9 protein-coding genes are annotated in these 12137 nt (G+C 38.8%); 2 read left to right on the plus strand and 7 right to left on the minus strand.

Annotated features, from left to right (window positions below):
* The 5 genes from RM539_RS10200 to RM539_RS10220 all read right to left on the minus strand — a co-directional run bounded on the left by RM539_RS10200 (position 1) and on the right by RM539_RS10220 (position 8666).
* Positions 1 to 5862 carry a DUF8693 domain-containing protein gene (locus RM539_RS10200; RefSeq protein ID WP_311503295.1) on the minus strand — a complete coding sequence of 1954 codons (5862 nt, stop codon included), beginning with the start codon at positions 5860 to 5862 and terminating at the stop codon, positions 1 to 3.
* 43 nt (positions 5863 to 5905) lie between these two features.
* Entirely contained in the window at positions 5906 to 6730 is an 825-nt protein-coding gene (locus tag RM539_RS10205; protein WP_311503296.1) for a fimbrial biogenesis chaperone, read from the minus strand.
* 85 nt (positions 6731 to 6815) lie between these two features.
* Entirely contained in the window at positions 6816 to 7316 is a 501-nt protein-coding gene (locus tag RM539_RS10210) for a DUF4402 domain-containing protein (RefSeq protein WP_311503297.1), read from the minus strand.
* A gap of 80 nt (positions 7317 to 7396) precedes the next feature.
* A complete protein-coding gene (locus RM539_RS10215) occupies positions 7397 to 7882 on the minus strand; it encodes a DUF4402 domain-containing protein (RefSeq protein WP_311503298.1) in 486 nt (161 codons plus the stop codon).
* 247 nt (positions 7883 to 8129) lie between these two features.
* On the minus strand, positions 8130 to 8666 hold the full coding sequence (locus RM539_RS10220; RefSeq protein ID WP_311503299.1) for a DUF4402 domain-containing protein: 537 nt from the start codon (positions 8664 to 8666) through the stop codon (positions 8130 to 8132).
* Positions 8667 to 8817: 151 nt separating this feature from the next.
* Here RM539_RS10220 and RM539_RS10225 point away from each other — a divergent pair, with 151 nt between their 5' ends.
* Positions 8818 to 9243 (plus strand): DoxX family protein, encoded by a 426-nt coding sequence (locus RM539_RS10225; protein WP_311503300.1) that lies wholly within the window; start codon positions 8818 to 8820, stop codon positions 9241 to 9243.
* A 73-nt stretch (positions 9244 to 9316) separates the two neighbouring features.
* Positions 9317 to 10702: an amidohydrolase family protein gene (locus RM539_RS10230; protein WP_311503301.1), complete on the plus strand. Its 1386-nt coding sequence runs from the start codon at positions 9317 to 9319 to the stop codon at positions 10700 to 10702.
* 55 nt (positions 10703 to 10757) lie between these two features.
* Here RM539_RS10230 and RM539_RS10235 read toward each other — a convergent pair whose 3' ends face one another.
* Together RM539_RS10235 and RM539_RS10240 are read right to left on the minus strand one after the other, a co-directional pair.
* On the minus strand, positions 10758 to 11090 hold the full coding sequence (locus tag RM539_RS10235; protein WP_311503302.1) for a hypothetical protein: 333 nt from the start codon (positions 11088 to 11090) through the stop codon (positions 10758 to 10760).
* Positions 11091 to 11242: 152 nt separating this feature from the next.
* Complete coding sequence (locus RM539_RS10240; protein WP_311503303.1) at positions 11243 to 12133, minus strand: OmpA/MotB family protein; 891 nt, start codon at positions 12131 to 12133, stop codon at positions 11243 to 11245.
* Between the last annotated feature and the right edge of the window lie 4 nt (positions 12134 to 12137).

Raw genomic sequence — 12137 nt, forward strand, 5'->3', positions numbered from 1 at the left:
TTATTTAATGAGTACTTTTTTAGAAATGCGCTGCTCGCCCACATATAAATTGATAAAATAAACCCCTTTACTGGTAATGGCCCCAAATTCCACAATTTCCTTCCCACGGCCTTCTTTAACCTCAAGGATCTGTCCGGTAACGCTGCTAACCTGCAGTGTCCCTTGCTGATCTTCTTTTAAATTCAGTTGTACGCTTACTTTAGTTCCCTCGTTTTTCACGCTGAAAAGTTCATCAAAAGCAATAGCGGGATCGGTGATTTCTTCTTCGGAAAACATTAACTGGAACCTGCTGTTGTTTACTCCTTTACTTATGCTGAAGGAATAAACAGGATTATTTTTTAGATCCTGTCCGATTTTCCTTTTCATATCAATAAGATAAATGTGGAAGTTTAGCGGAAGGTTTACAATATCCTCCAGGCGAATTTCCATACTGCCGCTTTTTTCTGTTCTTATTCCCAGTGGAATTTTTTTATAGCTACCGCTTTTCGGGAAGGGAAGGGCATTTATGGATAATTGCTTATCATCTGTACTAATGCTGTAAAGATTGGGAACACGGGTATCGGTATTCATCATTTTATGAGCATCCATATTTTTTTCAAAATCTGTATTGTACATATTGGAAAAATAGACTACCATGGCATCTTTATCTTCAGAATTGCCAAAACCGGCGGTTAATCTTAGCAGCTGTTTCTCATCAATAATCCTCGATTTTAAAAATACCTGTTCAAAATCCACAATTCTCACCGCATTATCCATTCCTAAAGTTCCGTTTACCGGGTAGGAACCCGTTTCACTATCACTTACTTTCACAAAAAAGCCCTGCATGGACGGGATAATATTTGAAGATTTTCCATCGGCACTTGAAATACCATTTACATAAGAAGTATAAGTCCCTGTATAGCGTGACGAATCCCCTGCAGTAAAAAAGTAAATCCCGTTATCAATATTTGTTTTGGTCCATCCACCGGAAGCATCCCAATTTATAGGAGAAGGGTAGGGGTTACCAACCAGGTGAAAACCTTGTGTATATTCCCGTTTATGATTTTGAAGGTTTCTGCTGAAGTAACCATTATTTACTTCCCCGGTTAACTCAACAGTAACAGGATCATTGCTTACTCCAAAATTTACCGCATAACCTTCAATTTTATTTAAAGGAGAGGAAGTGGTGGTATAGGCTTCCCAGCCGGTGGCATCTATATTAAGGCTGTCTATACGCCTGTTTTCATCGTAACGGTAGAAATTGGAGAAGCTGGTCTCCGGGTCGGTAAGAGGTGTGAAAGGACTAAATTCTCCTACAGTGGAACGTTGAAAAGGGGAGCTGAAATATTTATAACCAAACGCAACATCCAGATAACGCTGCATATCCACCAAACCTGTGACTTCTCCATTTCCGGATCCATCAATAAGCGCGGTATGCGTTTCATCTGAAATTAGGGTAAGCTGATTACCGGTTTCAAAATGGCCATTTTCAGCCTTTAATATTCCGGTGACTTCTATAACTGCTTCAGAAGTTACTCCGCTGTTATTGTTAATACTCAAGTTTTTAATTCTGTTGTTTGTAAATGCACCTGAAGAAATTATCTGGGCAGAATTACCTACAAAGGCCATACTCCCGCTTACTGTATTTAGCTGCCCAGAATTTGAGAGATTACCGGCAACTTTTAGCCAATTTTCCACAATTTCCACGGATGCTCCATTTTCAATGTTCAGGTTTCTGGAAAGACCGTTTATACCACTGCTTAAAATCGGGTAATTTTGTAATCCTGAAGGAATACGGACATCTATATCCAAATTTGGAACAACATTGCAACTCCAGTTGGCCGGATTGTTCCAATTGGTATCCCGGGCCCCTGTCCAGGATGTTTCCTGCAAAACATTAACAGAAACAGAAACATCTTCACCATTAAAACATCCGTTAACATCGGTAATTCCTGTAACGGTATAAATAGTACTAAATTCTGGCGTTACGGGAATTGAGTATGTGCTTTGTTCTTGTGGCACATTAAAAGTAAACGTACTGGCTCCCATTTTCGCGGTGACCTTCCAGGGACCATTTCCACTAAAATTACCGGTTAGGTAAGTGGTTTGCCCCCTGCAAATTGTAACTGGTTCATTTAAAACCACGGAAGGAAGTGGAGTGACTGTTATTTTCATCACGTTGGAAATATTGCTTCCGCAGCTAGCAGAAGATACAGTTCTTCTAAACCAGGTAGTTTGTGTTAAAACCCCTGGTGCGTAATCTTTTGAATTATTTGTTCCCGAAGCGGCAGAAAAACCACTGTCCGGTCCTGTGGTACTCACTTCCCAGTTATACGTAAAGTTTATATTTCCGGCTTCAGCAATTGTTCCTGTTAAAGCAGCAGGGCTGGTATTAATACAAATTTCGGTATCTCCCGCTGTAATGGTGTTATTGCTAATTTCAGCATAGACATCTATTTTCACCACTTCTGATATATTTTCTGAACAATTTTCAGAAATGGCTTTTCTCCTGAACCAGGTAGTTTTGTTTAATGCCCCAGGATTATAGTTTTGAAGATTATTCTCTCCAGCAGCTATACTAAATCCTGAATCGGCGCCGGTGGTACTGCTCTGCCAAAGATAAGATATGGCTGTACCTCCCTGTACAGCAGAACCGGTAATGGTACCGGGGCTGGTTCCGCTGCAAATGGGTTCCACAGGTTTCCTATAAGCTGCCTGGACAAATAAATTTTTAGCGGTTCCCACACAAGGATCACCAAAAACGGAATTTGTTGCAGGTATGCGGCCACTATTGTTTCCAATTAAATAATCTTCAACTATAGTTTGACTGGAAGAGGCATGACAGGCACCAAAACTGAAATTTTCACAGTTACCACCAGGAGTACCGTAGCTTGCAAACAAAACTTCAGTAAAACCAGTGCCTGCAGGGGCGGCTATACTAAGAGTAGCATTTTCATATGCTGTAGCACAAACTACTCCAGTTTCCCCAAAACTGATATGGTTATTGGAAATTTGGCTTCCCACCACAAGAATGGCGGGATTGGACTCATGGGATACCGTATAAGATTCTATTCCAACATTATTATTACTGGACAAATTAATATTCCTATAAATATAATATTCGCCCGGGCTGTTGAAGGGGGCGGCATTAATATCTGGTGTAAAACCTGCCGCAGTTGCCCCTGTAATATTAATTCGGGACCCACCGGGAGTTGTACTGTATGTCCATTGATACCCGGATCCAACCGTTTCTATCCCGGTTGGCAATGGACCAATATTATCTCCCGAGATGGGGTTAGCAGAAGTTCCCGGGCAGGCATGCTGTTCAAAATTAACTGATAGCCTGTTTTCCAGCAGCTGTACCAAATTGGTGAAATTTACCCTATTTCCTCCACCATTCTCAAAAAAATCATATTCCAGTACGCTTTCCCCGGAGAGACTAAATAAAACGCGTGGTTTCACGCTGTAAGATTGTGGCGTCCAATTATCATAAACCAAATTTCCGTCAACTTTTAACCTTGATCCGTCATCGGAACCCAAATCTGCCACATATAAACCTTTTCTGCTGGAATTCATTTTGTACCGAACAGAAAATGTTTCAGTATAAACAGTAACCGGCGTGGAATTAGCGGTTACTTCAAAGCAGTTCGCATCACCTCCAAAATTTTGATCAAAAGTTTCTGGTTCATTATAAAACCCTATATAGGTTTCCAAGTTTGTTCCGTTATAAACATGGCCCCTCCAGGAATCTGTTGCCGTAAGATTTTGATTATCCTGAAAATTTTGGCCGCCTTCCCTGTCTCCACATGGACCAGATATTACAGTAAGGCTTGCTTCATTGGAAATTATATTGCAACCAAAGCTATTCGTTATTCTTAGCCTATATTTGTTGCCGGTTTGGTTATTTTGTACATTATTAATTATTAACCTCGCAGTGCTGGTTCCATTTTGATTGGCATCATCATAAATATCTCCCCAACCATAGCCGGAGTTTGCCTGCCACCGGTAATTTATATTATTACCAGATGCTCCAACTTCAAAAACAGCATTATTATTAACGGAAATACTTTGATTGGAAGGTTGAGCTGTAATAACCGGAAGCGGGTTAACATTGAGCTTAGATGGCGAGGCAGAAAGGCTGCAACCATTTTTGAAAACCAGGGCCCGGTATAGATAATTATTCATTGATGCCGAGGTATTTCTAATTTCCAGCCTACTGCTGGTAACATTGTTGTAATTAAAATCGTTTACTAAATTGGACCATGAAGAACCTCCATTTTTGCTTACCTGCCATTGAAAGCTTGCTTCAGAAGAATATGCCTGGAAAAAAGTATTTTCTCCGGCACAAATTGCCTTGTCCGGATTTTGCGAAACCCATCCCGGCCCTTCCGTGACTCTTAAAGTAGCGCTGGCAGAAGTTTGCTCATTAGAGCCTTCTGATTTTACTACTACGCGAAACAGGTAATTATTCATATTGGTCTGTACATCCGTAATATTTAAAGTGTTAGAGGTAGAGCCGCTATATTTCTCATTATTGTTAAGTAAGATCCAGCCGTATCCATTGTAGGCATACCACTGGTAAGATAAATTGGTTCCTGCTGCCTGTATCGAAAACGTGGCGGAACTACTTTGACAAATCGTTTGGTTTTCCGGTTGCCGGATTATGGCTGCACCTGGCTCAATAGTTATCCTGGCTACATTAGATTCGTTAGAAGCCTGGTAGGGTTCAGCCAACATGTTGTTTGAGCTGCTTAGCCTTGCATTTCTATATAAGTAATAATTTCCGGAAGTATTAAAAGGGGTAATATTGGTAGATGGAGTATAAGTTGCACCGGTTGCACCTGGAATTGCATTTTTGGCACCTCCCTCACTTGTACTATAATACCACTGGTAACCTGAACCTGTTTTACTAATTCCTACCGGAAGGCTGCCATAAGTTTCATAAGTGTCTCCACTTATAGTCTGGCCGGTATTTCCTATATAAATGCTTTGTGTTATATTTTGGGTTAGGTTATTCTGAATTAAAGGTCTTGAGTTGCTATTTAAGCTTATCCTGTTTGCTCCTCCGTTCTCGTAATAGTCCAAAACAAGATTGCTGCTACCTGAAAGGCTTATTAGAATATTTTGATTTTCGATATAGCCATGGTCACTCCATTGATTATATACCTGAGTTCCATCAATATTGAGCCTGCTTCCATCATCAGAGCCTATAGCTACTGTGTACAACCCCTTCAGGGAACTTCTCATTCTATACCTTACCGAGAAGGTTTCAGTATTTACAACACCTGCCCGCCCGTTGTAAGAAAAACTAAAACAACTTGAATTTCCGAAGTTTTCATCAAAAATTGCAGGTTTACTGTACCTCCCCAGGTAAGTGCCAAATTGACCATTGTAAATATGGCCTACCCAATTATCGTTGCCTGTAAGATTTTGATCTGCTCCGGAACCGGCTTCTCCTACCTGAAACGGGTCAGAAACATAAATTGAATAATGCTCCGGGTCAGGATTTTCTGAATCTATACCAATTCTATAATCTGTGCGATTAGCAATATTATATGGTAAAGTTATAGTTTTAGTTATGGTTGCACTGGCCCCTGAAGCATATACCGGAGCTGTTTCCGAAGTAAAACTTGTTATTACAGAGTAGTCGTTGAGTGAATTAAAACCAGTACCCAGATAAACATCATATCTGGTGGAAGTGGTAAAGCCATAGGTGCCGCTACCTCCATTGGTAACTGTAAACCTTATGGTAATATTTGAACCCTGGCAAGCAGGGGCACCTATAATTGTAGGTCTTCCAATACTCTGGCTATGCGCCAGAACTCCTGTAATTAGGAATGCGCAAAAGAGTATATGACGAAAAAGGTTAGGGGAGAATTTCATTAAGATAGGGGGTGGGGAACTATAAATACTATACAAACAATCTTTAGAGATTGTAGGACGTATTTATTAAAGTGCCGCCTTTATCTTCTGAATAGGAAATATTTAATTTCCCGCTGTTCAAATCTACCGCTTCAGTATTTTGAAGTTCAAAACTGAAATTTCTCTTCTGGTTAGGAGTATAAACAGAGATTCCTTTTACCAGTCCTACTTCTGTAGTTGTTCCATTGGGGGCAATATGTTCCACCTTTAAATTTCCGTAAACCGACATATTTCCGCTACGATTAATAACCATAGAAAGAGTATGATCTTGATCTTTAGATTGGAGGCTTATGTTGTCCAGTTCCACCCGGGTATTAGATTGTCCTTCCCGAATGATGATAGGAATACTTATGCCAAAAACAGTTTTTATATTAATGGATATACCCTCTGCTTCCTCTGTTTGTTCCTCGCCAAGAGCGGTTTGCTCTTCTACAGCTCTAAAATACATGTGAGAACGGTATTCACCATTTTCCAGATCTCCGGTTCGGGTGAGCTGAACTCTTATTGTCTGCGCCTCGTTTGGGGCAAGACTTACCCTTCTGGGAAAATATCTTAAGAAATTTGTAGCAAATCGCTGTCCATCTTCAGGCTCCTGTACCTGTTCAAAATTTCCGTTTTCAGTCATTTTGTAATTCACAAAAGAAACGGCGTATACTGCTGTATCACTTCCGGTATTTGCAAGGTTTATCTCCTGCGAACGTTCAGAACCATCAAATACCAGCCTTTTGGGCATAATCATAAGATCTCCCTGGGCATAGGAAATGGTTCCGGTGCAGAATAAAAGAAATAACAAAGAAAGTGTAAATAGGTTAAGTAGAAATTTTTTCATATCCGGGGCAGGATTATGGTTAATATCTTGTCTAATTGGAAGCAAAAGTAATAAAACAAGAACTAGAAGGTTAAGAAAATTAGAATTAATTATAAGACACTGTCACATTAAAACCTGTAGAATTAGTGTAATAGCCTGAAAGTTGATTAGCAGACAGGTGAAGCCGTGCGCCAATTTTAATGATATCTGCAGAAAATCCTTCTTCCGGTGCTACAGTAAATTCGTCAATGGTTAACGACTGGCCGGGATTTTCCTGGTTATAAAGTGTAAAAGATTCAGGCATTGTAATAGAATAATTATTACTTCCATGCGTTACCACAGCTTCAGCCGGACTTACATTACCGGGAAAGGAATTGGAAATTTGCACCCCATAAGCAATTCTGGAACCATCGGGGGAAAGCACCACGCTTCCTGGATTATAGGCACTTATTACGTTTCCAAAATCCAAATCAACCGATTTATCAATTCTTATCGGTTCTATCACTGTAGCCCTGCTGGTAATACTGGCAGAGGACGAAGCCTGTGCAAACAGTTTTGTTGCGGGTACAACGAACACCAAAAAAAGAAAAAAGGCAAGTTTATTCATATTTCTGAAGTAAAGGCAACAGTTGATAATTAAAAACGCCGCCACAATGGGCGGCGTTATAATTTAAAGCTTATTCTTTATTATTCGTAAGCAACAGTTACTTCAACTGTTCCTGTATAGTTTCCTTCTGCCTGGCTGGCATTTACTTTTAATGCACCACCAACATTCAGTGTCTGAGCCGCGCCGGTACCAACTATATTTGCATTACCCAAACTACTGGTGAACACCACAGGCATAGCATCACCAGCTCCTGTTAAATTTACTTCAGGAATCTCGACTTTATAAGTATATCCTTCTGCTGCCTTTACACTAAAAGAAGCTGACTGTACTGTTGTACTTGGTGCTAATAGATCATCATTATCTGCTGTTCTTTCACCATTTGTAGCAACAGTAACTGTTCCTCCTGCTGTATTTCCAATAATTCTACCAAAATCTAAATCTGTTCCGTCAGTGATTGAAATAGGACTAACAATTTCAGCGTTTACTGTAGCTGTTCCTGAAGCACTGCTTTGAGCAAATGTAGTTCCGGCGATAAGAGCGAATAAAATAAATGTAATCTTTTTCATAACAAGTAGGTTTTTGATAGTGTTATTTAATTGGGTTGTTTTGTTTAACACTGCAAATATGCACTGATGCACCTATGTCTTCAAAATAAAATCGTTATTATACATGTAATACTCGTTAAAGTGCATTTTTTGGCTATGCTTTAACAAGAAAATGAATGGGATTAGGCCACTTATCGGTGGTTAAGGGCCTTTAAGGAAAAGAAAAATAAGAGGAATAATAAGAGATTATTGATTGAAATAACCAATTCTAATTGTAGTTCACAGTAACAGGCATGGCTCCGGAGCTCCTATATATACCTGGAATTTGGTTAGGCGCTATATCCAGTGTAGCTCCCACCTTTATCACGTGGGAACCGTCAGCAAGGCTTCCGGAGGTGAAATCACTTACAAAGTTTTTAATGATTATAGATTCGCTCCCGTTTGTAAGTATTTGTTCATTTTCAGGTAAACTAATGGAATAGGTAAAGCCTTTCTGTCCTTTAACTTCAAAACTTGCAGCAGAAGCTCCTGTGGCATCTTTTAATTCTACCCCACCTGAAGTTAGCCTTGCATCACCAGGAGTTATGGTTACCTCCCCCCCGGATTTTGCATCTATACTGGCAAAGTTCATATTAGAAGTGGTAGAAATCGCTATTGGTTCAACAATAGTAACTGATGCTGTGAAATTTGCTGTAGCACTTGTTTGTGCATTGCAAATCATGCAGCAAATAATAAATACTATTGAGAAATAAGCTTTCATATAAGATCTGACATTTATTACTGGCGCTAAAGTAATAGTTTTCATTCAAAAATCAGATTAAAGACAAATAAAATCGATGAAATACATAATGTTTAATTTTTAGATGCTAAATTCAATTCAAGATGTCAGCATTTAAGTAGAGAAGAAGAGATTGTTTCCACATTTTTATTATCTTTCAAACACAAAAAAATTTCCCATGCAAAAATCTTATACCACAAGTCTTAATCTTTCCCAGGTTGATATTGGCCTTCTTATTTTCAGAATTGGCATTTCTGCTCTTATGTTAACACATGGAGTCCCTAAACTGATAACTTTTTTTGGAGAAGAGGAAATCAGCTTTATGGATCCTATAGGCCTGGGAGAAGTCACTACTTTTACTTTTGCTGTTTTTGCTGAATTTGTTTGTGCAGTTCTAATCATGCTTGGTTTTGCCACCCGTCTTGCCGCTATTCCCATTGTTTGCACCATGATAACGGCGGCATTAATTGTTCATATTTCAGATGGATGGGGCAGGCAGGAACTTCCCTTTCTTTATCTACTGGGATTTTTACTGCTGTTGATTACGGGAGCCGGTAAATATTCCCTGGACCATTTTCTTCTTATGAACAGAAAAAAGAAATGATTCATATTCTTTTATAAAGAGTATTATTAGGCTTTCTTCAGTAGATATTCTAATTTTATAGAAAAGCCTTTATATGAAAATATTCCGAAGAGATTTTTTAAAAAAAGCCGGGACTTTATCTGTCAGCGGCTTTTTGCCTTTTAAAGCCTTCTCCTTTGAAGAAGATATAGGTAACCCCAAAACTGATGCTTCAGATAGTTTTCTTATTAAAGATGCACAGGTTATCAGCATGGATCCTGAAATAGGAAATTTTGGAAGGGCTTCCGTTTTAGTCGAAAACGGGTTTATAAAAACCATTTCCAGAAATGTGCAAATTCCGCATGACATTCATGTTATAGAAGGAGAAGGTGCCATTCTTATGCCGGGATTAATTGATAATCACTGGCACCTTTGGACTTCTCTTCTTAGAAGCATGGCCGGTAATGAAAAAGAAAAGGGTTACTTCCAAATGACTGAACGCTTCAGTAAATTATATACTCCTGAAGACATGAAACTGGCCGCCCGTTTTGCTGCTGCTGAAGCTATCAATTCGGGAATTACCTGTGTGAATGACTTTAATCATAATGCCCGCAGTCCAGAATTTGTAATGGCCAGTTTTGAAGGAATTGCAGAAGCAGGATTAAAGGGAAGGGTAGCCTATGGCGGATATCGTGACCTGGCTCCGGATACGCCTACAGATTTTGAAGGAATTAAGCAGGTACTGGAGATTACCAGTAATAATGACAAATATAAGGATATTGCCCTTGGACTGGGAGCACGCTCGGTTGATTCTCCTTTCCTGAAGGAAGACTGGGAACGGGCAAGAGAACTTGGTATGCCTATCGATATACATGTTAACCAAAGGGGACAAATTGAACAGCTTTATAATAAAGGCCTGCTTGATAATGATGTGAATATAATTCACGCAAATAAAGTTACAGATGAAGAAATAGAGAAAATTGCCTCAACGGGGGCTTCGGTAACGATGACTCCTTTTACTGAAATGCGTATAGGCTTTGGTTTTCCTCAAATAAACAGGTTCAGGAAGTCTAAAGTTCGCCTTGGCGTAGGAGTAGACACTACTGCACTTTCAGGAAATGCCAATTTATTTGCAGTAATAAAAGTTCTTCAGAATATAGCAAATGCGGAAGCTAAAAATGAATTTGAAATACTGCCGGAAGAAATATTAAAAATGGTCACTACAGATGCAGCAAAGATCCAAAAAATCCAGGATAAAACGGGTTCTATTACCCCGGGAAAGAGAGCAGATTTAATTATGTTAAGAAAAAATGATCTTAATTTTTCAACCGGAAACAGACCATATCATTTAATGACAGAAGCCGCTCAACCTGCCAACATAGAATTTGTGGCTATTGGAGGAAAAATCGCTAAAAGAGATGGAGAACTTTTAAATATAGATAAGGATGAGCTGGTAATGCAGGCAAAGGAAACATTCAACCGGTTTACCAGTCAGCTATAATCAAAACAAAAGGGGAAAATTTAGAATTTTCCCCTTATCAAATCTTGTTAAAACCTTACGGCTTCTTTGTTTGTGAATCGGGATGATCCTTTGCTTTATCCCTTTCCTGTCTTGCTCCACGTTCATTAAACTGCCTGTTTTGCTCATCGGGATTAGGATTTTTTTCATTGTCAGGAAGATTATCATTACTCGCTGGAATATCCAAATCTTTACCGGTAAAATCTACAGGCCTGTCCCTGTCCAGTTCTTTATCCTGGCCTTTATTCATACTGCGCCCCTTTTCATTGAGAGCTTGTTTATCTTCTTTAGTGACCTCAGGATTATAAGGTAAATCTTCAGGTTTTTTCTTTTTATTTTCTTCTTCAGGTCGGTTAACTTCCTTCTTCATAATATCAAATTTTAGGTTTACTTATAAATTTAATCATTAAAGCAATTCCAATAATTTGGCCTGGGTTAAAATCTCGTTAAACAAAGAAAAAAAAGGAAAACGGTTAAGCTTTCCTTTTTCATACAATTGATTGATTATAATCAATTAGAAATTTACTGTTTTACAGCTGTTGTTCCATTTAGATCAGGATTCTGCTCTGTTTGCTGAGCTACAGACTGTTCAGAATCCAGCATAGCTAAAAATTTATCAAGATTAGGAATTATTACAATTCTAGTCCTTCTGTTTTTCGCCATATTTTCCTTAGAATTATTTTCAACTAAGGGAGAATAACTACTACGACCTGCCGCAATAAGTTTTTCCGGCGATACGCCATATTTATCCTGAAGTAATCTTACAATCGCAGTGGCGCGACGCACACTAAGATCCCAATTATCCTGCAGGTAAGAACTTTCAACCATAGTTCTGTTATCAGTATGTCCTTCAATCATTACCTCCATTGTGGGTTCAGATTTTATAACATCAGCAAGTTTCTTTAAAAGATCATTTGCTTTGTTGCTTACACGATAACTTCCACTATTAAAAAGCAATTTGTCCGAAACATTAATCATTACCACAGTTTCGTCTACACTAATATCAATATCCTCGTCGTCTGCTCCTTGAGAAATAGAATTTTTAAGATTATAGGATACTGCAAGATTAATGGAATCTTCAAGCGTTTGAGCACCCTGGACTTTTTCAGGATCCATCTTGGAAATTGTTGCCCTCATCTTTTGCTTGTTTTTATTAGACATAGCAGTGAGGTCATTCATTTCCAGTTTTTCATCATTAGATTCCCGTAAAGAATTTATTTTAGAATTATAATCGGCTACACGCGCTTCAATTGCTGAATATTTTCCCTCAATTTCTTCTTTTGCAACCCGGGTTTTCTGTAATTCACTTCTGGTATTATTTAAATCATTCTCCAGTGCCACATATTTTTTCTTTGATACACAGGAAGTAAATATGGTAGCTGATAATACGGTAAGTGCGATAGTTTTTTTCATAAAT

Origin of the sequence: Autumnicola musiva (assembly GCF_031846585.1) — a bacterium.
GTDB lineage: Bacteria > Bacteroidota > Bacteroidia > Flavobacteriales > Flavobacteriaceae > Autumnicola > Autumnicola musiva.

Excerpts from the sequence above, each read along its gene's own strand:
- RM539_RS10200 (WP_311503295.1), bottom strand. The coding sequence starts at position 5,862 with ATGAAATTCTCCCCTAACCTTTTTCGTCATATACTCTTTTGCGCATTC.
- RM539_RS10205 (WP_311503296.1), bottom strand. The coding sequence starts at position 6,730 with ATGAAAAAATTTCTACTTAACCTATTTACACTTTCTTTGTTATTTCTT.
- RM539_RS10210 (WP_311503297.1), bottom strand. The coding sequence starts at position 7,316 with ATGAATAAACTTGCCTTTTTTCTTTTTTTGGTGTTCGTTGTACCCGCA.
- RM539_RS10215 (WP_311503298.1), bottom strand. The coding sequence starts at position 7,882 with ATGAAAAAGATTACATTTATTTTATTCGCTCTTATCGCCGGAACTACA.
- RM539_RS10220 (WP_311503299.1), bottom strand. The coding sequence starts at position 8,666 with ATGAAAACTATTACTTTAGCGCCAGTAATAAATGTCAGATCTTATATG.
- RM539_RS10225 (WP_311503300.1), top strand. The coding sequence starts at position 8,818 with ATGCAAAAATCTTATACCACAAGTCTTAATCTTTCCCAGGTTGATATT.
- RM539_RS10230 (WP_311503301.1), top strand. The coding sequence starts at position 9,317 with ATGAAAATATTCCGAAGAGATTTTTTAAAAAAAGCCGGGACTTTATCT.
- RM539_RS10235 (WP_311503302.1), bottom strand. The coding sequence starts at position 11,090 with ATGAAGAAGGAAGTTAACCGACCTGAAGAAGAAAATAAAAAGAAAAAA.
- RM539_RS10240 (WP_311503303.1), bottom strand. The coding sequence starts at position 12,133 with ATGAAAAAAACTATCGCACTTACCGTATTATCAGCTACCATATTTACT.